Source organism: Frankia sp. CcI49, from assembly GCF_001983215.1.
Lineage (GTDB): Bacteria > Actinomycetota > Actinomycetes > Frankiales > Frankiaceae > Parafrankia > Parafrankia irregularis.
In genome coordinates this window covers 250,104-275,929 of sequence record NZ_MOWP01000014.1, presented here as the reverse complement: position 1 = coordinate 275,929, position 25,826 = coordinate 250,104, and the positions used below count along the sequence as shown (strand labels likewise).

Below are 25,826 nucleotides of genomic sequence, written 5' to 3'. Positions count from 1 at the left end.
GGTCCACGGCCGGGTCCGCCCGGCGTCGCCGGACGGTCACCGGACGGTCGCCGGTATGAGGACCCGGTCGTGGCTGGGGCGCGGTCGGCGGCGTGCAGACTGGAGCGGTGCGACTGACCGAGTTCTGGGCGAACATGAACAAGCAGTTCGGCGCTGCCTACGCCGACTCGCTCGCACGCGACCACGTGATCGCCGGTCTGGGTGGGGCGACGGTGGAGGCGGCGCTGCGGCGGGGGGACGACGCCAAGCAGGTGTGGCGCGCGGTATGTGACGAGTTCGACGTGCCGGCTCGCGACCGCTGACGCCGGCACCTTGGTGGGCCCGGCGTCGAGTTGGTGGCAGCCGGTGGCGGCGGATGGCCGCGGCCGTGGGCGGCCACGGGTGGTGGCCGAGTGGCGGCAGTGGCGGGTGAGTGGTGGCCGAGCGGCAGTGGGTGGTGGCCGAGTGGCGCCGGAACCCGGCCCGGCAGGTGTGCGGGGAGCGGTGGGGCCACCCGTTCGGGTGAGCCACGGCGTGTCGTTGAGGCTTCGAACGAATGTTCGGCTACTGTTGTCCACATGCTCTCCGATGTCCACAGAAGCGACCCGGCTCTCGAAACTGTCGGACCCACCCCCTAGCGTCGGATCGTGGCCAAGACTCGACGACCTCTGCATGGAGTAACTCCAATGGTTGGACCCGACCGCGAGAAGGCGTTGGAGAACGCCCTTGCGCAGATCGACAAGCAGTTCGGCAAGGGCTCGGTCATGCGCCTGGGGGATGACACCAGGCCGCCGATCCAGGCGATCCCGACCGGATCGATCGCGCTCGATGTCGCGCTCGGTATCGGGGGTCTTCCCCGTGGGCGCATCATCGAGGTCTACGGGCCGGAGTCGTCCGGAAAGACCACGGTCGCCCTGCATGCTGTGGCTAACGCCCAGGCGGCCGGTGGCATCGCGGCCTTCATCGACGCGGAGCACGCGCTTGACCCCGAGTACGCGGGCAAGCTGGGCGTTGACACGGACGCGTTGCTGGTCTCCCAGCCCGACACGGGGGAGCAGGCGCTGGAGATCGCGGACATGCTGATCCGCTCCGGCGCGCTGGACATCATCGTCATCGACTCGGTGGCTGCCCTCGTGCCACGTGCCGAGATCGAGGGCGAGATGGGTGACAGCCACGTCGGCCTGCAGGCCAGGCTGATGTCCCAGGCGTTGCGGAAGATCACCGGCGCGCTCGCGAACTCGGGCACGACCGCGATCTTCATCAACCAGCTCCGGGAGAAGGTCGGCGTCATGTTCGGCTCCCCGGAGACGACCACCGGTGGCAAGGCGTTGAAGTTCTACGCCTCCGTCCGGCTGGATGTCCGTCGCATCGAGACCCTGAAGGACGGGCAGGAAGCCGTCGGTAACCGAACCAGGGTGAAGGTCGTCAAGAACAAGATGGCGCCACCTTTCCGGACGGCCGAGTTCGACATCGTCTACGGCGGCGGCATCAGCCGTGAGGGCTCCCTCATCGACATGGGTGTCGAGCACGGCATCATTCGCAAGTCCGGCGCCTGGTACACCTACGACGGCGACCAGCTCGGCCAGGGCAAGGAAAATGCGCGTTCATTCCTGCGCGACAATCCTGATCTGGCGAACGAGATCGAGAAGCGGATCAAGGAGAAGCTCGGTATAACGCCGGCGCTGGACGCTGACGCGGATGCGCCCGCTCCGGTTCCGGTCGACCTCTGACCCGGGGTGCCGTGTTCCCGCCCGAGCTGTCGTCAGCTGTGCAGGATGTGGTGAAGGGGGAGGCCGGGCCGGCGGCAGCGGACCGCTCGTCGGTTACGTCGGGTACCGCTGCGGCGTCGGCCCGCGCGGGCCGGGTCGACCCGTTGGCAGCCGCGCGGGAGATCTGCCTGCACCAGCTCGCGGCCCGGCCGCGTAGCCGGGCAGAGCTCGCGGCGGTGCTGAGTCGCCGGGGCGTCGAGGAGGAGATCGCCGGGCTGGTTCTCGATCGTCTGGCCGAGGTTGGTCTGGTGGACGATGAGGCCTTCGCGGTCGCGTTCGTCTCGTCGGCCCGGGCTGGGCGGGGATTGGGCCGTCGCGCGCTCGCCGTCGAGCTGCGACGGCGCGGGGTGCAGCCCGAGGTGTCGGAGGAAGCCTTGGCGGCGGTCGGCACCGAGGACGAGGAGGCGACCGCACGTTCCCTCGTCGCCCGGCGTCTTCGTGTCATGGAGGGCCTGCCGGCGCCGGTGCAGGCCCGCCGGCTGGCCGCCCTGCTCACCCGAAAGGGCTATCCGCTCGACCTCGTCCGGCGAGTCGTCGAGGAGGCGGTCGAGGCGGTCGTCGAAGAGGAGGCCGAAGAAGCGGACAGCGACGTCGACAGCCTGGACCGGGGCGTGCAGCGCCGGCCGCGGAGCCGCTGGCAAAGCTGAATGGGTGGCTCCCTCCCGGCGGTCCGGGTGCGGTGGATCGGCGATGTTTTTCTTGACCGAATGAAAGTTACAGACCTACCCTTTCACAAAGGTGCAAGGGTAGCCGCGCGTATGCGGTTCCAGATAGCTGGCCAACTTCACATCAGGGCGGTGTTCCTTCGACCGCCGGTGGTCCTGCGCTGTCGGCAGGCTCGGCTTTCGGTGCCGATGTGCCCTCCGGTGGCCTGATTTAGGGCACCGGTCGATAGGTGCTGCCTGCTCGCTGGCTGGTCTTGGTCCCGTGCACCTCACGCCTGTCATCACAGGCGTGAACAGAAGCGGGAGGAGCAACCGTGGGTGTCGCCCTCATAGCGCTTCTCGTCCTGCTTCTTCTCGCGGTGGTCGGTCTGACCGTCGTTCTGTTGCACCTGGTGCGGGCTGGAACGCTCGGCGTAGGCGGCGGTGTCGCTCTCGGTAAGCAGGGTGAACCGGCCGGCGCTTCCACCGCTTCCACCGCTGACCCCACCCCTGCGGCCAGCACCCCTGTCACGGCTGATACCGCCGGCGCGGCTGTCACCGCGGATACCGCTGTCACCGCGGATGCTGCCGTCGCCGACACCACGGCCGTCACTGACACCACCGACACCACTGTCGCTGCTGACACCGCTGTCGCAGCTGACGGCGCGGCCCGGCCCACGCCGGACATTCCCGCTCGGCTGGATGGTCAGCCTTCGCCCGATGCGCGGGCGGACGCTCAGGCCCACGCGGAGTCGGTCGACCCACAGGCGCCTGAAGCCGGCGAGGAACGGGCCGCGATGGTAGGGGCTGCCCAGGCAGAGGCACCTCGGGTGGAGTCGGCCCAGGTGGAGACGGCACTGGCGGAGGCAGCCCGAAACGATCTGGCCACCCTGTCCGCGAAGCTGGTCGACCTGCGGCGGCAGGCCCGCGACGCCGAGGACGACGCCGACCGCATCCGGCGGCGCGCCGAGCAGGACGTCGCCGAGCAGATCGCGCGAGTGGATCGTGACGTCGCGCAGATCCGTCGGCATGCCGAGGAGGCAGCGGAGGCGATCCGGGCGCGGGCCACGGAGGACGCCGAGCTGCGTGCTTCGAAGGCCCGGACGGAGGCGCTCGAGGCGATCCGGGTGCAGCGCGAACAGCTGCGCGCCGAGCTGGAGGAGGACCTGCGCTCCCAACGGGCGGAGCTGCGTGGCTGGGACAGCAGGGTGGCGCAGCGCGAGCAGCGGCTGGCGGACCAGGCCACCGCCGTCGAGGACCGGGCTCGGCGGCTGGAGACCCGGGAGGAGGAGCTCGCCGCCCGGGAGGTGGAGCTGGGTGGCCGCGGTGCCGAGCTGACCGACCTGGAGACCCGCCTGCGTCAGGAGCTCGAACGTGCCGCCGGCCTGACCTCCGCCGAAGCCCGCACCGAACTGGTCAAGGTGGTTGAGGACCAGGCGCGCCTCGACGCCGCGGTTCGGGTACGGGAGATCGAGGCCCGGGCGGAGGAGGAGGCGGAGGATCGCGCCCGCCGGATCGTGACCCTCGCCATCCAGCGGGTGGCCTCCGAGCAGACCGCCGAGTCGGTCGTGTCGGTGCTGCACCTGCCGAGTGACGAGATGAAGGGCCGCATCATCGGGCGGGAGGGGCGCAACATCCGGGCGTTCGAATCCGTCACCGGCGTCAATGTGCTTATCGATGACACTCCCGAGGCGGTGCTGCTGAGCTGTTTCGATCCGGTGCGCCGGGAGACGGCGCGTATCACCCTGGCGGCCCTGGTGTCGGACGGGCGTATCCATCCGCACCGCATCGAGGAGGAATACGCCCGCGCCGAGCGGGAGGTGATGGCGAAATGCGTCCGGGCCGGGGAGGACGCACTGATCGATGTCGGTATCGCCGAGATGCATCCGGAACTGATCACCCTGCTCGGGCGCCTGCGGTATCGAACCAGCTACGGGCAGAACGTCCTGGCGCATCTCGTCGAATGCGCGCATCTTGCGGGAATCATGGCCGCCGAGCTGCGGCTGCCACCGGCCATCGCGAAGCGCGGCACACTGCTGCACGACCTCGGCAAGGCACTGACGCATGAGGTGGAAGGCTCGCACGCGCTGGTCGGCGCGGAGATCGCCCGGCGTTACGGTGAGCATGAGGACGTCGTGCACGCGATCGAGGCGCATCACAACGAGGTCGAGCCGCGTTCCATCGGCGCGGTGCTGACCCAGGCCGCGGACCAGATCTCCGGGGGGCGTCCCGGGGCGCGCCGCGACAGCCTGGAGTCCTACGTCAGGCGGCTGGAGCGGATCGAGCAGATCGCCGGGGAACGGCCCGGCGTCGAGAAGGTCTTCGCCATGCAGGCCGGCCGCGAGGTGCGGGTCATGGTTGTCCCGGAGGTCGTCGACGACGATGCCGCGCACCTGCTCGCCCGCGACGTCGCCAAGCAGATCGAGTCCGAGCTGACCTACCCGGGCCAGATCCGGGTCACCGTTGTCCGTGAGACCCGCGCCATCGGCCTGGCCCGCTGACCCCAGGGTCGCCGACGCGCGCTCAGGCGGCCGCGTCGACGCCCGTGCCGGCGCCCGCGCCGGTGGCCGCTGCTCCGGTCGAGCCGCCCGCGCGGACGGACTGGCGACGCTCCAGCCAGCGTGCCGTCAGGGACAGGCTGCCGTTCACGACGATGTAGATACCGGCCAGCGTCGTGTAGATGGGCAGTGCGTACCGCCCGCCGAGGTACTCCACCGCGGTGCGCCCCTGCCGCAGCAGCTCGGTATAGCCGATGACGAAACCGAGCGAGGTGTCCTTGAGCAGGGTCACCAGCTGGCTCACCAGCGTGGGCGACATCYGGCGGACCGCCTGCGGAAACTGGATCAGGGTGAAGATCTGCGTGCCACGCATCCCGAGCGCCGCCGCGGCCTCCGTCTGGCCCCGGTCGATGGACAGGACGCCGGCGCGGAAGATCTCGCTGAGCACCGCGCCGTTGTAGGCCGTGAGGCCGAGGACCAGCGCCCAGAAGGCCGAGAGGTTCACGCCGAGCGCGGGCAGGCCCAGATAGGCGAAGAAGATCAGCATGAGCAGTGGCAGGCCGCGCAGCGTCTCGACGAGCACGGCAGCCGGCCGGTGGACATCGGGGCGGGGCGACAGCCGGGCGAAGGCGAGGGCCACTCCCAGCGCGACGGCGAACACCATGCCGGTCGCCGCGGCGCGCAGCGTGTCGAGCAGCCCCTCCCACAGCAGGGTGCGCAGGTCGGGCTCATCGATGAGGACCCGCCAGACGTCGGGGTCGAGCCGCCCGTTGTCCGCCAGCCGGCGTACGGCGAGCACGGCGAGTGCCGCCAGCACCGCCACGGCCAGCACGCTCGCGACGAGGATGCGCCGCCGGCCACGCGGACCTGGCGGGTCCGCCAGTTGGAGGCTCACCGTGGCTCCCCTCTCAGCCGGCGCTCGACAACACCGACCGCGCCCGCCAGCGACAGCGTCAGCACCAGATAGCAGACGATCCCGGCGAGCAGGATGGCGATGACGTCGCCGGGGTTGGCCGTCGCCAGCCCCTGGCTGACGCCGGTCAGCTCCTGCACGCTGAAGGCCGCCGCGATGGACGAGTTGCGGATGAGCGCGCTGCCCACGCTGCCCAGGGGCTGGATGACGTTACGGAAGGCCTGCGGCAGGATCACCAGCCGCAGGCTCTGCGAGAAGGTCAGGCCGAGGGCGCGCGCGGCCTCGGCCTGACCGACTTCCACTCCGTTCACACCGGCCCGGACCGCTTCACAGACGAAGGCCGTGTGGTAGATCGTCAGCGCCATCACCGCGAAGGCGAAGAAGCTGAAGACGATGTCGACCTGCGGAAGTACGAAGACCACGAAGAAGAACACGATGGTCAGCGGCGTGTTGCGAACCGTCTCCACATAGGCCGTTCCCGCCCAGCGCAGCGGCGGGACCGGGCTCACCCGCATGGTCGCGAGGACGCTGCCGAGCAGCAGCGCCCCGACGGCGGAGAACAGGCTCAGCCCGAGGGTCCTGACGAAGCCGTCGCGGAAGACGTGCAGGTTGTCGAGCACCGCGTCGATGGGAGACCACCCGTCGTGGAATCGGCCGTTCCGGCTGGCACCGGCCGGTCTCGGCTACGCCGGCCACCTCGGCTGTCCGGGCCGCGGCGGCCGGCGAAGGATCAGACCGGCGAAGGTTCAGATGTGCGTAGCGATCAGGCGTGCGTAGGTAGTGCGTAGGTAGTCAGACGTGCGTACCTGTCAGGAGGTGTAGTTGTCGACCGCCGGGGGCTTCGGCATGTTCGGCTCGACCTTGCCGAGGGTGGACTCGTAGGCCTTCTCGTACCGGCCGTCGGCGTAGGCGGCGGTCAAGGTCTCGTTGATGAAGGTGCGGAACTCGTCGTCACCCTTGGCGATGCCGATCCCGTACGGCTCGGTGCTGAACGGCTTGCCGACCAGCTTGAAGGTGCCCGGGTCGGAGTCCATCAGCCCGAGCAGGATCGCGTTGTCGGTGGTGACGGCGTCGACCTGGCCGTTCTTCAGGGCCTCGGCGCACTTGCTGTACACGTCGAACAGGACGAGCTTGGCCTGCGGCGCCTCGGTGCGGATCCGCTCGGCCGGGGTCGAGCCGCTGACCGAGCAGACGTTCTTGCCGGCCAGGCTGTCCTTCCCGGTGATGGCGGACTCGCCGGCCCGCACCATCAGGGTCTGGCCGGCCACGTAGTACGGGCCGGCGAAGTCCACGACCTGCTTGCGCTTGTCGTTGATGGTGTACGTGGCGACCACCATGTCGACCTTGTGCTGCTGGATGAACGGCTCGCGGTTGACCGAGACCGTCTCGACGAACTTGACCTTGTCCGCCGGGATGCCGAGCGCGTTGGTGATGATCTTCGCGATCTCGACGTCGAAGCCCTCGGGCACGCCGCGGAGGTTCTTCAGTCCGAACAGCGGCTGGTCGAACTTGGTGCCGACGGTGATGGTTCCGCCCGCCTGCAGCTTGGCCATGGTGCTGCCGGCGGGGAAGGTCGTGGCGGGCGCGGCCGCGGGCTCGACCTCGGCTTCGTCGTCGCTGCCGCAGGCGCCCAGCGCGAACACCGCGAGCAGTGCGGTGCTGAGCAGCAGTGCCGTGCCGCGCGCCGTCCGGCGCCTGGGTTCACGGTGGCCGGCGGCCGCCGCCCGCGAGGTCGGGTGAGCCGATCGCTGTCTGGTCCGGGTGAGCGACATGCGCATGAGTAATCCCCTGGAGAAGGTTGGCGTCGGAATTCAGGTATCGGTTTCGGCGAACCTCGTTCGCGGGCCGGACGGCGCCCGGCCCGACAACACTAGCCAGCGCGCCGCCGATGACTCCGCATCGGTGACGAGGCAACAGTGACCAGGCACCGGGAAGGACGTCTCCACCGGCGAGGGTCTTCGCCGGTGGAGCAGCTCGCCGAGGGCGAACCAGGTGACTGGTTGTGGTCCGATCAAAATTTGCGTGGACGCCCTCGGAGCGGCCAGGTCAGCGGTGTGTTCGAAGGTCCTTTTCCATCCCACGGTCCATGATCCTGGATGTCTCGAGTCGAGTCCGGGGATGGAAACGGCTCAATGAGCATTCTCCATCGTCGACTCGGCCGCGTCCCTCTCCCCGGCCACGCGCCGTGAGACGGAAAAGGTTCAATGAGCCTTTTCCATCGTCGGCTCGGACCTCGCCCCTCAGGTCACGTGTCGTGAGAGGGAAAAGGTTCAATGGGTAAGAACCTTGGCCAGGAAGTCCGCGGCTCGTTCGCTGCCGGGCGCGGCGAAGAACTCCCCGGGGGGCGCGATCTCCAGGATCTGCCCGTCGGCCATGAAGGCGACGCGGTCGGCCGCCGAGCGGGCGAAGCCCATCTCGTGGGTGACCACGATCATCGTCATCCCGGACGCCGCCAGCGACCGCATGACGTCGAGGACCTCCTGGATCATCTCCGGGTCGAGGGCGGAGGTCGGCTCGTCGAAGAGCATCAGCTTCGGTTCCATCGCGAGGGCTCGCGCGATCGCGGCGCGCTGCTGCTGGCCGCCGGAGAGCTGGCGGGGAAGGCGGTCCGCCTTGTCGGCGATGCCGACCCGCTCCAGCAGCGCGCGGGCCGCCCGCTCGGCGTCCGCCCGCCCGACGCCCAGCACCTTGCGCGGCCCAAGGGTGATGTTGTCCAGCACGGTGCGATGCGCGAACAGATTGAAGGACTGGAAGACCATGCCCACCTGGGCACGCATTCGCGCCAGCTCGCGGCCCTCCGCCGGCAGCGGGCGGCCGTCGAAGGTGATACGGCCCTCGTCGATGGTCTCCAGGCGGTTGACACACCTGCAGAGCGTGGATTTACCGGAGCCTGACGGGCCGATCACGCACACGACCTCGCCACTCCGGACGGCCAGGTTGATGTCGCGCAGCACCCGGTTCCGGCCGAAGGACTTTCCCACGCCCTCCATGGTCACCAATGCCATGACATACCCCCGACACCTGGTTCTCGGCGGGCGGGCGTGGATGCGGACGCTGACGTGGTACCACCCGAAACCTGACGGCGAACGTGCCGACGAGATCGGTGGCGCCCACCCGGAACGGCTTCCGGCTGCGGTGTCATGCTCGCGAGCATTTATGGATGTTACGTCCCAGGCATTCGTAACGGTGCCGGCCGGTGCAGTTCTGCCGATCAGGCAACGGGGTTTACCTGCCATCCCGACGGGTAGCAAATCGTCCGGCCAGAGCGGAGGCTCGCCGCCGGCCGGGGTGCCAGGGGAGACCGGCGTCCGCGTGGGCCAGGGCCGGCCACCCCAGCGGTAGCCCGGGCGACCTGGATCGTCCGGGCGTTGTGACCCGACGTGGTGACCCGACATCGTGCCCATCTGCTGCCCGACGTGGTGACCCGACGTCGTGGTCCTGCATCGGAGGACGGGCACGGACCATCGCCTGCGATCGGCGCGTCGAACGGCGACCGCGGGCGGGCCGTACGCTGGTCGGGTGAGCGGGCGTAGCTATCAGGTCCGGACGTTCGGCTGTCAGATGAACGTGCACGACTCCGAACGGCTTGCCGGCCTCCTGGAGTCGGCCGGTTATGTGCCGGCGGCACAGGGAGCCGACGCCGACGTCGTCGTGTTCAACACCTGTGCGGTCCGTGAGAACGCCGACAACCGGCTGTATGGAAACCTCGGTCATCTGTACCCGACCAAGAAGAACAATCCCGGGATGCAGATCGCCGTCGGCGGGTGCCTCGCCCAGAAGGACCGCTCGGTGATCATCGACCGCGCGCCCTGGGTCGACGTCGTCTTCGGCACCCACAACCTGCACCGGCTGCCCGTCCTGCTGGAACGGGCCCGGCACAACGCGGCGGCCCAGGTGGAGATCGCCGAGGCGCTGGAGGTCTTCCCCAGCAGCCTGCCGGCCCGGCGGGCGAGCCACCACTCGGCCTGGGTGAGCATCAGTGTGGGCTGCGACAACACCTGCACGTTCTGCATCGTCCCGAGCCTGCGCGGCGGTGAGCGCGACCGGCGCCCCGGTGACGTGCTCGCGGAGGTCGAGGCGCTGGTGGCCGACGGCGCGCTCGAGATCACCCTGCTCGGCCAGAACGTGAACTCCTACGGGCGGTCACTCGGCGACCCGGGGGCCTTCGCGAGGCTGCTGCGCGCCTGCGGCAACATCGAGGGCCTGGAGCGGGTGCGCTTCACCTCGCCGCATCCCCGCGACTTCACCGACGACGTCATCGAGGCGATGGCGCAGACCCCGAACGTGTGCCCACAGCTGCACATGCCGCTGCAGTCCGGGTCCGACGCGGTACTTCGGCGGATGCGGCGCAGCTACCGTCGCGAGCGCTTTCTGGGAATCGTCGAGCGGGTGCGCGAGGCCATTCCCCACGCGGCGATCACGACCGACATCATCGTGGGCTTCCCCGGCGAGACCGAGGAGGACTTCGCCGACACCCTCGACGTCGTCCGTGCTGCTCGTTTCGCCGGGGCGTTCACCTTCAAGTACTCGCCCCGGCCGGGCACACCGGCCGCCGAGATGGACGGCGCCGTCGACCCCGCTGTCGTCTCCGAGCGCTACGAGCGGCTCGCGAGCCTGCAGGACGAGATGTCCTGGGCGGAGAACCGCGCGCAGGTCGGGCGCAGGGTCGAGATCCTCGTCTCCGAGGGTGAGGGCCGGAAGGACTCGGAGACCGGCCGGCTCTCCGGCCGGGCGCGAGACGGCCGGCTCGTCCATCTGCTGGTGACCGGTCCGCACGCCCAGGACGGTGTCGTGCGCCCGGGCGACGTGATCGAGGCGGTGGTGACCAGGGGTGCCCCGCACCACCTGACCGCTGACGGGCCGCTACACAGCCACCGGCGGACCACCGCCGGCGATGCCTGGGAGGCCGCCAGATCGCGCGGCTCCGAAGCCGGCTCCGAAGCCGGCTCCGAGGCTGGCCCGGAGGTTCTGTCGCCGGCCGGCTCGATGTCCGCCGGCTCAGGGCAGCCCGCCGTCTCGCTGGGGATGCCGACCCTGCGTACCGGGCCTGCCGCGCGGTGACGCTGCTCGCCGCGGCCGTCTGCCCGCACCCGCCGCTGCTCGTCCCGCAGGTCGCCGGCCGGGACCCGATCGACGTCCGGGATCATGCCCTGGCGGCGGTGCGCCGGCTGTGCGCGCTGGAGCCGGATCGGATCGTGCTGGTCGGAGACGACGCGACGGAGGCCGTCTACGACGAGATGTCCGTCGGCTCGCTCGCCGGCTTCGGCGTCGATCTGATCTTTCCGCTCGCCCGGGCGGCCACGGCGAAGACCACGGCCACGGCCCCTGCGACAACCGCAGGCGTGGGCGTGGGCGCCGACTCGAGGCGGCGTCTGCCGCTCTCGCTGACGATCGGCGCCTGGCTGCTGGGTGAGGCGGGCTGGGCGGGGCCCTGTGCGGCCCGCGGCGTGCCCGCCACGATGACTCCGGCCGCGGCGGCCGAGCTGGGGGCCGGCCTCGTCGACGCCGCGGCGGCGGACGGATCGCGGCTCGCACTTCTGATCATGGGAGATGCCAGCGCCCGCCGCACGGTCAAGGCGCCCGGCAGCCTCGACCCGCGCGCCGACGCCCACGACGCGTCGGTCGCCGCGGCGCTCGCGGCGCTCGACGTCGACGCCCTGCTCGCCCTCGACCCCGAGCTGTCCAGGGATCTCCTCGCACCTGGCCGGGCGTCCTGGCAGGTCCTCGCGGGCGCCCTGCGTCGCGCGACGCCGACGGATCCCGCGCGGTCCTGGCGCAGTGAGGTCCGCTACGACGACGCACCGTTCGGAGTCGGCTACCTTGTCGTCGGGTGGGAGCGCAGCGGTCGATGAACGAACGCCGTGGCCCCGTCGTCGCGGTGGTGGGCCCGACCGGCGTGGGGAAGAGCGACTGGGCCGTCGAGATCGCCCTGGAGCTCGGCGGGGAGATCGTCAACGCCGACTCGATGCAGCTCTACCGGGGAATGGACATCGGCACGGCCAAGATTCCGGTCGAGGAGCGCCGCGGGATCCCGCACCACCTGCTCGACGTGTGGGACGTGAGCCGGACGGCGGACGTCGCCAGCTACCAGCATGACGCACGGGCCGTCATCGACGGCCTGCTCACGGCGGGCCGGCTTCCCGTCCTCGTCGGCGGCTCGGGCCTGTACGTGCGAGCGGTACTGGATGACCTGGCCTTTCCCGGGACGGATCCGGCGGTGCGCGCGCGGCTCGAACAGGAGCTGGCCGAGGTCGGCCCGGGGCCCCTGCACGCCCGCCTCGCGGTACTGGCCCCCGACGCGGCGGAGGTGATCCTGCCCAGCAACGGGCGGCGCATCGTCCGGGCGCTGGAGGTCGTCGAGCTGACCGGCACCTTCGTGGCCACCCTGCCAGAACACAGCTCGATCTACGACGTGGTCCAGGTGGGTCTCGATCGGCCTGATCTCGACGAGCGGATCGAACGCCGCGTCGAGCTGATGTGGCGCGCCGGGCTGGTCGAGGAGGTCGAAGAGCTGGCCGCACAGGGCCTGCGGGATGGCCGCACGGCCTCGCGGGCGCTGGGCTACGCGCAGGTCCTGGCCGCGCTCGACGGGGCAGTGGGCTCCATGGCCGAGGCCAAGGCGGCCACGACCATCGCCACCAGGCGTTTCGCCAGGCGGCAACGGTCGTGGTTCCGGCGAGACCGGCGGATATCCTGGTTCGACTCTCCGGATCTCGCCGAGGTGCGACGTCTGGTCGGCGCGCTCTGACGGGTGGTCGGCCTCCTGCCGAGGCGTCTGGAACACGGCGTCTGGAGTCTGACGTGACCGCGCTCGACATCGGCCTGGTGCCCGCGCTGTACGCCTCGTTCGACGACGGCACGCTGCGCCTGCACTACCAGCCCGACGTCGACCTGCGCAGCGGCTCCGTGCCCGGCATGCGGGCGTACCCCCGCTGGGYGCATCCCGAGCTGGGCCTGCTGGGCCCGGCGGACTTCATGCCGGTCGCGGCGGCCGCGGGGCTGGTCGGCCAGGTCCACCAGTGGGTGCTGCGGATGGCGGTCACCGAGGCGCGCACCTGGCATCGCATGGCGGCGGGCACCGGGGTCCGCCCACCCCGGCTGTGGGTGCGGGTCGACAGCGCCCAGCTCGGCCGGCCGGACTTCTTCGACGAGATCGAGCGGCTGGTCCTCGGGCGGTCGCTGCCACCCGGGGCGATCGGCCTGCAGTTCACCGAGAACACGCTGGCCTTCGCGCCGCCGGGCCTGCCCCACCTGCTCGGGCGGCTGCGTGCGCTGGGTGTCGCGGTCGGTGTCGACTCGTTCGGTACCTGGTCCGYGTCGGTGGCGACGCTCGACAAGCTGCCGCTGGACCTCGTGCGGATCGATGGGCGCTTCCTGCGGGCGACGATCCGCGACCTGGAGGGTCAGGCGGTTTTCGCGTCCATGCTCCAGATCGCGCACCGCCGCCGCATGGTCGTGGTCGCCGAGGACGTCGACACCGCGGCGCTGGCGGCCGCCGTGGGGCGGACGGAGTGCGACCGGGTCTGCGGCCCGCTGTTCTGCCCGCCCGTTCCGGTCGAGGACGCCCGGATGATCGCGCTCGGCCGGGGTCGGCCGGACCGTTGGTACAAGCCGTGGACGGACTCCTGGGAGGGCGTCGGCACCCGTCGCCCGACCGGCGAGCCGTCGAATCCTTCGAGCTCGGCCAGCTCCGCCGACCCGGCAGGCTCCGGCAGCTCGGCCTACTCCGGCAGCTCGGCCTACTCCGGCAGCTCAGCCGGCTTCGGCAGCTCAGCCAGCTCCGGCAACGCTGCGAACAGGGCGGGCCCGGGGAGCGGTCATGCGGGCGCGGCGGGTCGTGCGGGCCGGCGGACGCCCGCGGGCCCGCCGCCCGCGGCACCGCCACGCGACCCGGCGAGGGCGTGCCAGGACTCGCAGAACGGACGTCCCGGCAGTTCCGGACGTGGCGACCGCTCTCGGGCGGCCACGGCCGGATGAGGCGCCCGGCGCCGTACGATCGCCGCGTGCGGTACGTCAAGGGACACGGGACAGGCAACGACTTCGTCATCCTTCCGGATGCTGACGGTGATCTCGACCTGTCGGCACAGCTGGTGCGCGCGATCTGCCACCGCGGAACAGGGGTCGGTGCCGACGGGGTGCTGCGGGTGGTCCTCGTCGCCGCGGAGCCCGCGGCGGCGGCCTACCTTGGCGCCGCCCGCTGGTTCATGGACTACCGCAACGCCGACGGCTCCATCGCCGAGATGTGCGGCAACGGAGTCCGGGTCTTCGCGCGGTATCTGGTGGACGCCGGCTACGAGATGCCCGGCAGCCTCGTGATCGCCACCCGGGCGGGCCTACGCTCCGTCGAGGTGCCGCCGGCCGGTGACGTGAGCGTGGACATGGGGCCGCCGGCTTTCGCCGCGGGCACCGTGCCGGTCACCGTGGTCGGCCGCGAGTTCGCCGCGGTGGGTGTTTCGATGGGCAACCCGCACGCGGTCTGCTTCGCCGACGACCTGGGGCCGTCCGAGCTGGCGCGCCTGGACCTGGGTGCTCCCGTCTTCCCGGCCGAGGCCTTCCCCGACGGTGTGAACGTCGAGGTCGTCGTGCCGAGTGTGGATGGCGTCGCGATGCGGGTCTTCGAACGCGGCGTCGGCGAGACGGCCTCCTGCGGCACCGGCGCCTGCGCGGTGGCGGTCGCGTGGGCGGCGCGGGTGGGCGGTACGCCGCCGTCCGAGGTGCTGGTCGATCTTCCCGGCGGGCGCCTGACCGTTGACTGGCGGGAGACGACCGTCATTCTGCGCGGTCCCGCCGTTCTTGTGTCTGACGGTGTCCTTCGTCCCGAATGGATCCGCCAGGCCGCCGAGGTCGCCTCCGGTACTGCCGCTGCGGGTGCGCAGGCACTGGTTCCCGCCGGGACCGGCCGGAGCTGACCGACAGGGCCGTTCCTACCGGGCGCCGGGCCGATAAACGGCTCGCGATCGCGGCAGCGGCGTGTCACCCTGAGGCTGCGGAGGTTCCGCTGCGCCGGGGCACCGAGCCCGGGTACAGCGGCACCGGCCCGCTCCCGAACGGGGCGGGCGGAATTCGACGGTCACCGTGCCGCGTTGAGAACGGATGGTATGAGTCTTCCCGCTGACGCCGCCATGGCGTCCACCCGGTACCCGAACCCGAACCTGAGCCCGAGCTTCGACGGCGACGACGGGGGCGTGGTCCTCCTCGGTGACGGCGAGGGGTTCTCCTTCTTCGACGAACAGGGCGACGGCTTCGACCTGGAGGAGCGTGGCGCGCTGCGCCGCATCCCGGGTCTCACCACCGAGCTCGAGGACGTCACCGAGGTCGAGTACCGCCAGCTCCGACTGGAGCGGGTGGTGCTGATCGGGGTGTGGACCTCCGGGACCCTCCTGGAGGCCGAGGCGTCGATGACGGAGCTCGCGGCCCTGGCCACCACCGCGGGCTCGATGGTGCTGGACGCGCTCGTGCAGCGCCGCGACCGGCCGGACACGGCGACCTTCGTCGGCTCCGGCAAGGCCCGAGAGCTCGCGGACGTCGTCGCGTCGACCGGTGCGGACACGGTGATCTGCGACGGCGAGCTGACCCCTGGGCAGCTGCGCCAGCTCGAAGAGGTCGTCAAGGTCAAGGTGATCGACCGGACGGCGCTCATTCTGGACATCTTCGCCCAGCATGCGACGTCCCGGGAGGGCAAGGCCCAGGTGGAGCTGGCCCAGCTCCAGTACATGCTCCCGCGGCTGCGTGGCTGGGGTGAGTCGATGTCCCGGGCCGCCGCGAGCAGTGGTGGCCGGGCGCCCATCGGTACCCGCGGCCCTGGTGAGACGAAGATCGAGACCGATCGGCGGCGGCTGCGCACACGGATGGCCAAGCTGCGGCGCGAGCTGGCCGCGATGGCCACCGTCCGGGAGACGAAGCGCTCCTCGCGGCGGCGGGGTGCCGTGCCGGCGGTCGCGATCGCCGGGTACACCAACGCCGGGAAGTCCTCGCTGCTCAACCGTCTGACCGGAGCCGGTGTGCTCGTCGAGGACGCCCTGTTCGCGACCCTCGACCCGACCGTGCGGCGAGCGACCCTGCCCGACGGGCGGGTGTTCACCCTGGCCGACACCGTCGGTTTCGTCCGGCATCTGCCGCACCAGATCGTCGAGGCGTTCCGGTCGACGTTGGAGGAGGTCGTGGACGCGGATCTCGTCCTGCACGTCGTCGACGGTTCGGCGCCGGACCCGATGGGGCAGATCACGGCGGTCCGTGAGGTGCTCGCCGAGATCGACGCGGCCGGGGTTCCCGAGCTCGTGGTCGTCAACAAGGTCGACGCGGTCGATCCGACGACGTTGGCAGTGCTGCGCAAGGCGGTTCCGGACGCCATCTTCGTCTCGGCTCGGTCCGGAACGGGCCTGGCGGAGCTGATCGACGCCCTCTCGGAGCGGATACCGCACCCGGAGATCGAGATGTCGCTGCTGGTGCCCTACACCCGTGGTGATCTCGTCTCCCGGATCCACCGCGACGGCGAGGTGCTGAGCGTCGAGCACACCGGCGCGGGCACGGCGGTGGCGGCCCGGGTGCCGGTGAGCCTTGCCGCCGAGCTGGAGCCCTTCAGGGTCGCTGGAGCCCTTCGGAGCTGACCCCGCTTCGGAGCTGACCGAGCCGGCGGGAAGCCGAGCCAGGGGCCGCCGCCTGGCTCGGCATGGCGGCTGGCTCGATGGCCGGCTCTTCCCCAGGGGGTCAGCGCCCCCTGGGGTCGCGTTCGGGTCAGACCCGGCGCATCACGGCGACGATCCGGCCGAGGATGGTCGCGTCTTCGGCCGGGATGTCGGAGAACGCGGGGTTCTCCGGCGCCAGCCACACCCGGCCGTCGCGCTGGCGGAAGCGCTTGACCGTCGCCTCGCCGTCGATCATGGCCGCGACGATCTCGCCGTTGTCGGCGACCGGCTGCTGGCGGACGACGACGTAGTCACCGTCGCAGATCGCGGCATTGATCATCGACTGCCCGACCACCTTGAGCAGGAACAGCGTGCCCTCACCGACGATCTCCCGCGGGAGCGGGTAGACGTCCTCGACGGCCTGCTCCGCGAGGATCGGCCCGCCGGCCGCGATTCGCCCGATGAGGGGCACGTAGGTCGGGGTGCCGCCCTCGGCCGCGACGGCACCACCCACCTCCGCCGGCGTGGCGCCGGCGGAGCGCAGCCGGGCGCCCGCCTTCTGGCCGCCGATCGGCAGTACTTCCATAGCCCGCGGCCGGTTCGGGTCGCGCCGCAGGAAGCCCTTCTCCTGGAGCACCTTGAGTTGGTGCGCGACGCTGCTGGTGCTGGTCAGGCCGACAGCCTCGCCGATCTCGCGGACGCTCGGCGGATAGCCGCGCTGCTCCACCGCGGCGCGGATGACCTCGAGAATCCCCTTCTGTCGTTGCGTGAGGCCTGAGGCGTCCGCGGGGCTGTCGGGAAGATCCCGGACATTGCCGCGGGCGTCGCCTCGGCGGGTACCCCGTGCCTGGCTGGTCATCGCCTACCGCTCTCCCTGTCGATGCATCCGGCGGCGGGGCTTCGCCCGCTACCGGCTTCTCCGCGACCGGGGGCTCGGCGGTTCCGCAGCCGGCGGGCCACCCGGTCGATCTACCACTTTGTCCTATTAGTAGCTTCTGACCGGTTCGGGTGGATTTTCCGTGCTCGCTTCTTCTCGCACGATCGTCCACAACTGATCGTCCTTGACGGTAGTCGGCCGGTCGCCGAATCTCAAACGTCTGTTCGAGCGTGTCGGGGGAAGTGTGCGTGGCGACCGTGTAAGAATCGCTCAGGTGTTCGAGCGAGCGGATGCTCGCGCCTGGGAGGTTGACATGGCCGACCCCGATCTGGCCGACCCCGATCCGGCCAACGCTGATCCGGCCGACCCTGATCTTTCCCGCGCCGGTCTGGCTGATGCCGACGTGACCGACGTTGCCATTGTCGATATCGCCATTGTCGATGTTGCTGCGGCCGATCGTGACCTTCGGCCGGCCGCTGGCGACGTTGGCCTGGCTGCCGGCGATGTTGACATCGCGGATGGCGACAGGGCGCTCGGCGGGGGAGCCGGTCCCAAGTGCCGGGTGTTCCGCGTCGGCGCGGCGCGGCGGTCCGCGGCCGTCGGAGGAGGTGCGCCGGCGGCGGGCGGCCGTGGTGGTCGCGCGCGTCCGCGTCCTCGTGCTCGCCGTGGTGCGGCGGTCAGCGGGGTCGTGGTGCGCGGCCAGGCGGTGCGGGGCAGGGCCGTGCGTGGCGGTGATCGGCGGCCGGCGCATCGCTCGGCCCCTTCTCGTTGTCTCGGCAGTGGTCCTTCGCCTGCGGCGGGCCCGTGCGGCGCACAGTCGTCCTCGGCGGCGGTCGAGTGCGTCGAGGCCCAGGTCATCGAGATGCCCGGGCTGGAATGGCGTGCCCGCGCCGTCGGGTACGCGTTGCCGCCGCCCGGCGACCAGAGACTACGGACGAGACCACGGCGCCGGTGGCCGAGTCTGCGGCGCAGCTCGTCCCCGAGCTCGCGAGCCCTGTCCCCGGGCGCGCAACGGCCCCGCCCGGGCTCGCGACGCCACCCGCGGCAACAGCCGCCGCTGAGGCTGACCCGGCGGGGCAGGCTCGTGTTCGCGGCGCTCGCGTGCCTGTCCGGCGCGCTGGTGCTCTCGCTGGCGTTGGTCACCGCGTCGCAGGCGTTCACGGCCACCCCGGTGGACTGTCAGGCCCACGTGGTGCGCCAGGGCGAGACGCTCTGGGAGGTGGCACGCGGGATCGACCCCGAGGCCGACACCCGTGCGGTTGTTCGTCGGCTCATGTCCCTGAACGATCTGCCCACCGCGGATCTCGTTCCCGGCCAGCCGCTCTGCCTGCCCTGACGGTGGCCCGCCCGACGGCCGGCCGCCGGGCGGGACCCGCTGCCGATCAAGTGGTGGCGGCCCCGCGGCAGCGACACGCCGGAGGAGGAGGGGCGGTGTCGGACCTGTCGGGTGCGTGCGCTACGGTGAACACAACATCTTGTAGTTACAGCACCGTAAGTCATCCACAGGTTGTGCATCGATATCCACAGGTTGTCAGTTGGCCACCCCCGGAGGGTGGTCGGCCGGTGGCATGTGGGCACCTGCTGGGGCGTGCTCCGCGTGTGGCAGCCAGGCCGCCCGGAGCGGAGAGGAGTGTGCCGTGCGCTGTCCCTTCTGCCGCCATTCCGACAGCCGTGTCGTTGACAGCAGGGAGGCCGAGGAAGGCGCCGCGATCCGGCGGCGCAGAGCCTGCTCGGAGTGTGGGCGCCGGTTCACGACGATGGAGGAAGCTTCGTTGCGGGTGCGCAAGCGTAGCGGTGCCACCGAGCCGTTCAGCCGCGCCAAGGTGATCGTGGGCGTGCGCAAGGCCTGCCAGGGGCGCCCGGTCCGGTCGGACGATCTCGCCCTGCTGGCCGAGCGGGTCGAGGAGACGGTGCGTTCCTCCGGCTCCGCGGAGGTGGCTGCCGAGGACGTCGGCCGGGCGATACTCGGCCCGCTCCGGGAGCTGGACGAGGTCGCCTACCTTCGGTTCGCCTCGGTCTATCTGGCCTTCGAGTCGCTCGCCGACTTCGAGGTGGCGATCGCGGCACTTCGTGCCGACGCGGGGCAGAGCTCCGAAGCCGGTGGCACCCCGCTGGCGGAGTCGTCCCGGGCCGCCGGCCCGGAGCTGGGCGCCGCCGGGCTCACCCGCGGGCCGCACCTCGCCGCCGCGCCGGGCCTGCGCGCGGCCGCCGGCCCCTGAGCCGCCGCGGGCCCCTGAGCCAGGGCCGGGTGCGGCCTCGGCCAGGCCAGGCCGGGTGTGGGGCGGCCCAGGAAATCGGGGCATCCCCGGCACCGGGCGTATCACTGACAACCGCACCGGCAACCGCACCGCTCTTAACCACCGCGGACTGACCACCGCGACTGACCACAGCATCGTGATCGCGCCCTGACCGCCGCGCCACGTCGCTCCACCACCGCCACGAACCACCGCATTCGGCGGTCGCCTGCGCCACCACAGCCGTCACCGCATCGCGCACCGACGGCGTGGTCGCCTGCGCTGCCACAGATCCCAAAGCACGTCGGACCGATCAGCAACGAGGCTGATCCGGTCATTTCGGCGTGCCATCCAACGGCGGGGCCACCTGCCCGGCGAGCGCCGAGCCCGCTGTGGACCGGGCTCATYGGGCAGGTAACCCCGGCCGCCATTGTTGAACCTGTCGAAAGCGAACACGAGGAGTGCCATGACCGAGACCCGCGGCAAGGGCAGCAGATCGGCCGCGAAGGTGGCTGGCCTGAAGATCCGGCGGGTTCGAACCACGCCCGGCGTCCACCCCTACGACGAGGTGGAGTGGGAGACCCGGGACGTCGTCATGACGAACTGGCGTGACGGTTCAGTCAACTTCGAGCAGCGCGGGGTGGAGTTCCCGGCCGCCTGGTCGGTGAACGCCTCCAACATCGTTGCCAGCAAGTACTTCCGCGGCGCGCTCGGCTCGGCCGAGCGCGAGTCGTCGCTGCGCCAGCTCATCGACCGGGTCGTGCACCGCTACACAGTGGCCGGCCGCGAGAACGGCTACTTCGCCTCCGAGGACGACGCCGAGGCCTTCGAGCACGAGCTCACCTGGATGCTGCTGCACCAGGTGTTCAGCTTCAACTCCCCGGTCTGGTTCAACGTCGGGACCTCGGCGCCCCAACAGGTCTCGGCCTGCTTCATCCTCGCCGTCGACGACACCATGGAGTCGATTCTCAACTGGTACCGGGAGGAGGGGCTGATCTTCAAGGGCGGGTCCGGTGCCGGCCTGAACCTCTCCCGGATCCGGTCGTCGAAGGAACTGCTCTCCTCCGGCGGAACGGCGTCCGGCCCGGTCAGCTTCATGCGTGGCGCCGACGCCTCGGCAGGCACCATCAAGTCGGGCGGCGCGACCCGCCGTGCCGCGAAGATGGTCGTGCTCGACGTCGACCACCCCGACATCGTCGAGTTCGTGGAGACGAAGGCACGGGAGGAAGACAAGATCCGTGCCCTGCGTGACGCCGGGTTCGACATGGATCTCGGCGGCCGTGACATCGCCTCGGTGCAGTACCAGAACGCCAACAACTCGGTCCGGGTGAACGACGAGTTCATGCGGGCCGTCGTCGACGGGACGTCCTTCGACCTGCGTGCCCGGCTGGACAACCGGGTGATCGAGTCGGTGGACGCCAAGGGGCTGTTCACCACGATCGCCCAGGCGGCCTGGGAATGCGCCGACCCGGGCATCCAGTACGACGGGACGATCAACGACTGGCACACCTGCCCGGAGTCCGGGCGGATCTCCGCGTCGAACCCGTGCTCGGAGTACGTCCACCTGGACAACTCCAGCTGCAACCTGGCGTCGCTGAACCTGATGAAGTTCCTGCGGCCGGATCGCACCTTCGACGCCGAGGCGTTCGTCGCGTCGGTCGAGCTGATCATCACCGCGATGGACATCTCGATCTGCTTCGCGGACTTCCCGACCCCCGAGATCACCACGGTGACCCGGGCCTACCGCCAGCTCGGCATCGGCTACGCCAACCTGGGCGCGCTGCTCATGGCGAGCGCCCGGGCCTACGACTCCGAGGGCGGGCGCTCGCTCGCCGCGGCGATCACCTCGCTGATGACGGCGACGGCCTACCGCCGCTCGGCGGAGCTCGCCGGAACCGTCGGGGCGTACGACGGCTTCGCCCGCAACGCCGACGCGCACCGCCGCGTCGTGCGCAAGCACGCGGCGGCGAACGACGCGGTCCGCACCGTCCACGCCGAGGACGCCCGGCTGATCGCGGCCGCCTCGAAGGAGTGGGAGCGGGCGCTGTCGGTGGGGGAGAAGAGCGGATGGCGTAACGCGCAGGTCAGCCTGCTCGCCCCGACCGGGACCATCGGGCTGGCGATGGACTGCGACACCACCGGGATCGAGCCCGACCTGGCCCTGGTGAAGATGAAGAAGCTGGTCGGCGGCGCCAGCATGAAGATCGTGAACCAGACGGTGCCAGCGGCGCTGCGGGCGCTGGGCTACCCGGAGGAGACGACCGAGGCGATCGTCGAGTTCATCGCCGAGCACGGCCATGTCGTCGACGCCCCCGGCCTGCGTCCGGAGCACTACGAGGTCTTCGACTGCGCGATCGGCGACCGCGCGATCAGCCCTATGGGGCATGTCCGGATGATGGCGGCGGTCCAGCCGTTCCTGTCCGGTGCGATCTCCAAGACGGTGAACATGCCGTCCACTGCCACGGTCGCCGACGTCGAGGAGATCTACCTCGAAGGCTGGCGGCTCGGGCTCAAGGCGCTGGCGATCTACCGGGACAACTGCAAGGTCGGCCAGCCGCTGACCGATGTGAAGGGCGCGAAGCGGGACGCCGAGGCGGCCGCCGCCGCAGCCGGCACCGCCGACGCCGCGCTCGCGGGTGCCGCGGCCGCGGCCACCACCGGGGTCACCGCGGCCGGGCTCCCGCAGTGGCCCGCCGGCCCCGGGGAACACCGCCCGGTCCGGCGCCGGCTGCCCAAGAAGCGCCCGTCGCAGACCGTCTCGTTCACCGTCGGCGGTGCCGAGGGCTACATGACCGCCGGGTCGTACCCGGATGACGGCCTCGGCGAGGTCTTCATCAAGATGTCGAAGCAGGGCTCGACGCTCGCCGGCGTGATGGACGCCTTCTCCATCGCGATCTCCATCGCGCTGCAGTACGGCGTCCCGCTGGAGGCGTACGTCAGCAAGTTCATCAACATGCGCTTCGACCCCGCCGGCATGACCGACGACCCGGACGTGCGCATCGCCCAGTCGATCATGGACTACCTGTTCCGCCGGCTGGCGCTGGACTACCTGACCGAGGAACAGCGCGAGGAGCTCGGCATCCTCTCCGCCTCCGAGCGGACCAGGAAGCTGTCCGAGCAGTCCGGTGGCCCGGCAGCCGGCCCGGCGGAACCCGAGGTCGACATCGAGGCGCTGCGGACGTCCGCGCCGGTGGAGGGTGACGCAACGGCCGCCACCGGTGTCGGCACCGGTGGCGGTGGCGCCGATCGCGCCGCACGCAACGGGGTGGCCCCGTCGGCCGGAGTGGGCGGCCTCACCGGCCCGGCCGCGGGTGCAGGTCCGGAGCTGGTGGCGCGTGAGCTCCGCGTGGCCATGCCGGGCGGCTCGCTCACCGCGCAGACCGCCGTCGACGCCCCGCTGTGCTTCACCTGCGGGGTGAACATGCGCCCGGCCGGCAGCTGCTACGTCTGCGAGCAGTGCGGCTCCACCAGCGGCTGCAGCTGACACCGAGCGCTGGTACGGCAGAGCACCGGCGCGGCAGGGCGGGGGTGGCGAGCGAGTCCGCCTCGCTGCCCCCACCCTGCCCGAGACCTCAGATCCGTCCCGAAGGTTTTGGCGAGTGGCGCTGCCGCGAGTTCTCAACTACGAATCCGTCGGGCCTCCGGCCACGGAATCCGCGGCACTTCTGGCACGGATTCCGCGGGCTTCCTGTCACGGATTCGTCGTGCTGTCCGTGCTGGTCAGGGCCACCTGTGGGTGGGTGGCGAGAATGTCGATGAGCAGGGCCGACGTCCAGGAGAAGCGGTTGCTGCCGGCGCCGGAGCCGTCCAGCGGCGAGTAGTACTCGAACATCGATCCGGACGCGCGGATCACCTCGACGGTGTTCGCGCGGATCGCGTCGGCGGCCTCCCGGCGGCCGTAGCGGTCGAGCCCGTCGGCGATCAGCCAGTTCATGTTGACCCAGACCGGGCCCTGCCAGTAGCAGCGGGGCAGGAAGGCCGGGTCGTCGGTCGGGACGCTGGCGATGCCGTACTTCGCCCAGTACCGCGGCGACAGGAGGGTCTTGACCAGGCCGTCGACCTGGTCGTCCGGGACGACGCCGGCGTAGAGCGGCAGGAAGCTCGCGATGGTGGGGTGGTGCAGGAGCTCGCCGGTGCGGAAGTCCCGGCTGAAGTAGAGACCGTCCGACCACAGTTCACCCATGGCCGCGCGGCTGCGCCGCATCGACCGGGAGAGCCAGCGGGGGATGGGGATGCCCGCCTCGTCGGCGATCGTCACGAGGTGCTCGTTCGCGCGGATCAGGATCGCGTTGAAGGCGACGTCCTGAACCAGCGGGACGAAGGTGTCCCGGATGGTGCGGAAGTCGTAGCGGCTGCGGCGCAGCTCGCGGACGATCCGGTACAGCGTGAACAGGTCCGCGGAGGTCAGCCGCTCGTCCGGCGGCACCTCCTTGGAGTCGCGGCGCAGCGCGTCGAGCGCGTCGTCGCCGTTGATCCGGCGCAGCGCCCGCACGGTGCGCGGGGCGACCGGCTTGGTCATCTCCATCCAGGTCGGGGTGTTGTCCATGCCCGACTCCCAGGAGTGGACCAGCGCGACCAGCCCGCTGTCGTCGGGGTCGCGCTCGCGGTAGAGCCACTCGTGGAACCGGATCAGCCCGGGTGCCAGGCGCCGGTAGAAGTCGACCCGCTCGTCGCGGGTCATGGCCTCCCCGACCCGGACGGCCGCCTCGGCGATCATCGGTGGCTGGGTGACCCCGGTCGACTGGACCCCGCCCGCGGTGGTGCACACACGGTCGCAGCGCCAGCGCTGCGGGCCCGCATGGTAGTAGTCGGTCGTCTCCGCGAAGATCACGTGCGGGATCATGCCGCCCGGCCACTGGCCCCGCAGCAGGGAGAGCAGCTCGGCCGCGGCCCGGGCGGGGTCGAGGTGGCGCAGCCCGATGGCGATGAAGCAGCTGTCCCACAGCCACTGGTGTGGGTAGAGGGTCGGCGACGGACGGGTGATGTCACCGAGGTCGTTCGCGCGCAGGACGCCGACGGCCGTCTCGCGCAACGCGGCGAGGTCGGCCGGCAGCGGAATCTCGCCGGCTGGCGACGGCACGGGTGGTGCCGGCGGCGTGGCGGGCGCTGACGGTGCCGCGGGCACCGTTGTGCCGGCGGGAGACCCGGCGGCCTCGACAGTGGTGGGCATCACATCGACCGGGTCGGCCGGGCCGGCGGGGCGGGGGACGTCGACAGCGGGCACGGCACCGCTGCCGGCGGGGTCCGCCAGTGGCCGGTTGGGGCCTGCCGATCCCACCGTGGGGTGGTCGGCGGCACGGCCGGTCGGCGTCTCCGGCGGCGCCGCGGCAGGGGAGGCGCCACGCGCGGAGGCCGGCGTGATCGGGCTGGACGAGGACTGCGCGGGCATCGGGGAAACCGACATCGTGAGAGAGTAGCGGTTACACCCCGTGCTCGTCTGGTGGGGGTCCCCGGCGCGGCCAGGGGTGGTGGAAGAAGGTTGCGCGGGGGCTACCGGAGCGTTGCATCGGGCGCGTCGTTCGCCGATGAATCAGCAAAAACGCCAGGTTCCGGGCTCCTGTGGTGGGTGTGGGGTGGCGTGGGTGGCCGAGGCGCCCGGTGTGGTGGGGGGCTCGCCGCGCGGCGGGGGCGTGCACCACGAGTCGTTACAGAGAGTGATCATCGGTCTGACTGCGGGAAGATCTACGTCAGGGTCCGCCTCTGGCCGGCTGGTGCGCGCCGACTCTGCCGTGTGGGCGAAGAAGTCGCGGTTCGGTGGCGCAGCGGGGTGAGGGTCGATGCGGTCCGTGAGCGTCGCGAGTCGTTACCCGGAATACATCCGTCGGCGACGGCGGGCTGGTTGTCTGTGGATCGGCTCACGTCGTGCCGACGGCCGTGTGGTTCGGATGTGATCCGTCTCTCGCTGGTGGCGGCGCTCCGGATGGGTGAAGAGGCGCTCATGGGGGTACGGAGTCGGTCTGTCGGTGGCCTGATCGTCTCTCTGTGGCATCGGCGCAGCTGGTTGGATGGTGTTCGCGGGCGGAGGGCGTGCGTGGTGGACCCTCGTCGCGGCGCGCGGAAGGTGACGCCGATCTCTGGATCGAACTCCCGAAAGTGGTGTTACGGCGACGCTGCGTTGTGAACTGTCACTGACAGTCGAGGACTGACCGTGGAAGCCGCCGAGATAGTTGCTCGTTCTCACCACAGCGCGCGATCTGCCAGGTAGTCTTCGCGACAGCGGGTTCAGCGTCCCGAAGGCAGGGGTCTACACTTCTCTGTAGGCCCGGCGATCGCTGACGTCCGGCTGT

The 25,826-nt window shown here is 71.0% G+C and carries 19 protein-coding genes; 13 read left to right on the top strand and 6 right to left on the bottom strand.

The features are described from left to right. The first annotated feature begins 107 nt into the window (after positions 1 to 107). From CcI49_RS13000 to rny, 4 genes are all read left to right on the top strand, one after another. Entirely contained in the window at positions 108 to 302 is a 195-nt protein-coding gene (locus CcI49_RS13000) for a DUF3046 domain-containing protein (protein WP_035955154.1), read from the top strand. 363 nt (positions 303 to 665) lie between these two features. Next, positions 666 to 1,709: a recombinase RecA gene (gene recA, locus CcI49_RS12995; RefSeq protein ID WP_054564952.1), complete on the top strand. Its 1,044-nt coding sequence runs from the start codon at positions 666 to 668 to the stop codon at positions 1,707 to 1,709. A gap of 50 nt (positions 1,710 to 1,759) precedes the next feature. Next, positions 1,760 to 2,395 (top strand): recombination regulator RecX, encoded by a 636-nt coding sequence (recX, locus tag CcI49_RS12990; RefSeq protein WP_241840042.1) that lies wholly within the window; start codon positions 1,760 to 1,762, stop codon positions 2,393 to 2,395. Positions 2,396 to 2,727: 332 nt separating this feature from the next. Beyond that, the gene (gene rny, locus CcI49_RS12985; RefSeq protein WP_076826736.1) at positions 2,728 to 4,893 is read left to right on the top strand and encodes a ribonuclease Y; all 2,166 of its coding nucleotides are present in this window, start codon (positions 2,728 to 2,730) and stop codon (positions 4,891 to 4,893) included. 22 nt (positions 4,894 to 4,915) lie between these two features. Here rny and CcI49_RS12980 read toward each other — a convergent pair whose 3' ends face one another. From CcI49_RS12980 to CcI49_RS12965, 4 genes are all read right to left on the bottom strand, one after another. Next, positions 4,916 to 5,785, bottom strand: coding sequence for an amino acid ABC transporter permease (locus tag CcI49_RS12980; protein WP_076826734.1), 870 nt, complete (start codon positions 5,783 to 5,785; stop codon positions 4,916 to 4,918). Beyond that, on the bottom strand, positions 5,782 to 6,423 hold the full coding sequence (locus tag CcI49_RS12975; RefSeq protein WP_083473025.1) for an amino acid ABC transporter permease: 642 nt from the start codon (positions 6,421 to 6,423) through the stop codon (positions 5,782 to 5,784). The genes CcI49_RS12980 and CcI49_RS12975 overlap by 4 nt, the downstream gene beginning before the upstream one ends. A gap of 189 nt (positions 6,424 to 6,612) precedes the next feature. Then, the gene (locus tag CcI49_RS12970) at positions 6,613 to 7,581 is read right to left on the bottom strand and encodes a glutamate ABC transporter substrate-binding protein (protein WP_054564947.1); all 969 of its coding nucleotides are present in this window, start codon (positions 7,579 to 7,581) and stop codon (positions 6,613 to 6,615) included. A 492-nt stretch (positions 7,582 to 8,073) separates the two neighbouring features. Then, positions 8,074 to 8,808, bottom strand: a complete 735-nt coding sequence (locus CcI49_RS12965) for an amino acid ABC transporter ATP-binding protein (protein ID WP_054564946.1) — start codon at positions 8,806 to 8,808, stop codon at positions 8,074 to 8,076. A gap of 514 nt (positions 8,809 to 9,322) precedes the next feature. On the opposite strand from CcI49_RS12965, the gene miaB reads away from it, so the two are divergent. The 6 genes from miaB (at position 9,323) to hflX (ending at position 16,410) form a co-directional block, all read left to right on the top strand. Beyond that, positions 9,323 to 10,864 (top strand): tRNA (N6-isopentenyl adenosine(37)-C2)-methylthiotransferase MiaB, encoded by a 1,542-nt coding sequence (miaB, locus tag CcI49_RS12960; RefSeq protein WP_076826732.1) that lies wholly within the window; start codon positions 9,323 to 9,325, stop codon positions 10,862 to 10,864. Then, positions 10,861 to 11,655: a hypothetical protein gene (locus CcI49_RS12955; RefSeq protein ID WP_076826730.1), complete on the top strand. Its 795-nt coding sequence runs from the start codon at positions 10,861 to 10,863 to the stop codon at positions 11,653 to 11,655. Before miaB ends, CcI49_RS12955 begins: the two co-directional genes overlap by 4 nt. Continuing rightward, positions 11,652 to 12,551, top strand: coding sequence for a tRNA (adenosine(37)-N6)-dimethylallyltransferase MiaA (gene miaA, locus CcI49_RS12950; RefSeq protein ID WP_054565436.1), 900 nt, complete (start codon positions 11,652 to 11,654; stop codon positions 12,549 to 12,551). Before CcI49_RS12955 ends, miaA begins: the two co-directional genes overlap by 4 nt. A 53-nt stretch (positions 12,552 to 12,604) precedes the next feature. Beyond that, positions 12,605 to 13,780: an EAL domain-containing protein gene (locus tag CcI49_RS12945; RefSeq protein WP_076826727.1), complete on the top strand. Its 1,176-nt coding sequence runs from the start codon at positions 12,605 to 12,607 to the stop codon at positions 13,778 to 13,780. After that, positions 13,777 to 14,712 carry a diaminopimelate epimerase gene (gene dapF / locus CcI49_RS12940; protein WP_054564942.1) on the top strand — a complete coding sequence of 312 codons (936 nt, stop codon included), beginning with the start codon at positions 13,777 to 13,779 and terminating at the stop codon, positions 14,710 to 14,712. Before CcI49_RS12945 ends, dapF begins: the two co-directional genes overlap by 4 nt. A 189-nt stretch (positions 14,713 to 14,901) precedes the next feature. Further along, positions 14,902 to 16,410 carry a GTPase HflX gene (gene hflX, locus CcI49_RS12935; RefSeq protein ID WP_054564941.1) on the top strand — a complete coding sequence of 503 codons (1,509 nt, stop codon included), beginning with the start codon at positions 14,902 to 14,904 and terminating at the stop codon, positions 16,408 to 16,410. Between the two features lie 127 nt (positions 16,411 to 16,537). Here the strand turns inward: hflX and lexA are convergent, their stop codons facing one another. Beyond that, on the bottom strand, positions 16,538 to 17,287 hold the full coding sequence (gene lexA, locus CcI49_RS12930; protein ID WP_054564940.1) for a transcriptional repressor LexA: 750 nt from the start codon (positions 17,285 to 17,287) through the stop codon (positions 16,538 to 16,540). A gap of 1,102 nt (positions 17,288 to 18,389) precedes the next feature. Between lexA and CcI49_RS12925 the strand changes: the two genes are divergently transcribed. The 3 genes from CcI49_RS12925 to CcI49_RS12915 all read left to right on the top strand — a co-directional run bounded on the left by CcI49_RS12925 (position 18,390) and on the right by CcI49_RS12915 (position 23,023). Beyond that, positions 18,390 to 18,641, top strand: a complete 252-nt coding sequence (locus CcI49_RS12925) for a LysM peptidoglycan-binding domain-containing protein (RefSeq protein WP_076826725.1) — start codon at positions 18,390 to 18,392, stop codon at positions 18,639 to 18,641. A gap of 301 nt (positions 18,642 to 18,942) precedes the next feature. After that, positions 18,943 to 19,524, top strand: coding sequence for a transcriptional regulator NrdR (gene nrdR, locus CcI49_RS12920; RefSeq protein WP_054564939.1), 582 nt, complete (start codon positions 18,943 to 18,945; stop codon positions 19,522 to 19,524). Positions 19,525 to 20,005: 481 nt separating this feature from the next. After that, positions 20,006 to 23,023 (top strand): vitamin B12-dependent ribonucleotide reductase, encoded by a 3,018-nt coding sequence (locus CcI49_RS12915; RefSeq protein ID WP_076826723.1) that lies wholly within the window; start codon positions 20,006 to 20,008, stop codon positions 23,021 to 23,023. A 207-nt stretch (positions 23,024 to 23,230) separates the two neighbouring features. Here the strand turns inward: CcI49_RS12915 and CcI49_RS12910 are convergent, their stop codons facing one another. Continuing rightward, complete coding sequence (locus CcI49_RS12910; RefSeq protein WP_235497662.1) at positions 23,231 to 24,928, bottom strand: trehalase family glycosidase; 1,698 nt, start codon at positions 24,926 to 24,928, stop codon at positions 23,231 to 23,233. Between the last annotated feature and the right edge of the window lie 898 nt (positions 24,929 to 25,826).

Coding starts and splice junctions, on each gene's coding strand:
- recA (WP_054564952.1), top strand. CDS start 666: ATGGTTGGACCCGACCGCGAGAAGGCGTTGGAGAACGCCCTTGCGCAG.
- CcI49_RS12970 (WP_054564947.1), bottom strand. CDS start 7,581: ATGCGCATGTCGCTCACCCGGACCAGACAGCGATCGGCTCACCCGACC.
- CcI49_RS12965 (WP_054564946.1), bottom strand. CDS start 8,808: ATGGCATTGGTGACCATGGAGGGCGTGGGAAAGTCCTTCGGCCGGAAC.
- miaA (WP_054565436.1), top strand. CDS start 11,652: ATGAACGAACGCCGTGGCCCCGTCGTCGCGGTGGTGGGCCCGACCGGC.
- dapF (WP_054564942.1), top strand. CDS start 13,777: ATGAGGCGCCCGGCGCCGTACGATCGCCGCGTGCGGTACGTCAAGGGA.
- hflX (WP_054564941.1), top strand. CDS start 14,902: ATGAGTCTTCCCGCTGACGCCGCCATGGCGTCCACCCGGTACCCGAAC.
- lexA (WP_054564940.1), bottom strand. CDS start 17,287: ATGACCAGCCAGGCACGGGGTACCCGCCGAGGCGACGCCCGCGGCAAT.
- CcI49_RS12915 (WP_076826723.1), top strand. CDS start 20,006: ATGACCGAGACCCGCGGCAAGGGCAGCAGATCGGCCGCGAAGGTGGCT.
- CcI49_RS12910 (WP_235497662.1), bottom strand. CDS start 24,928: ATGCCCGCGCAGTCCTCGTCCAGCCCGATCACGCCGGCCTCCGCGCGT.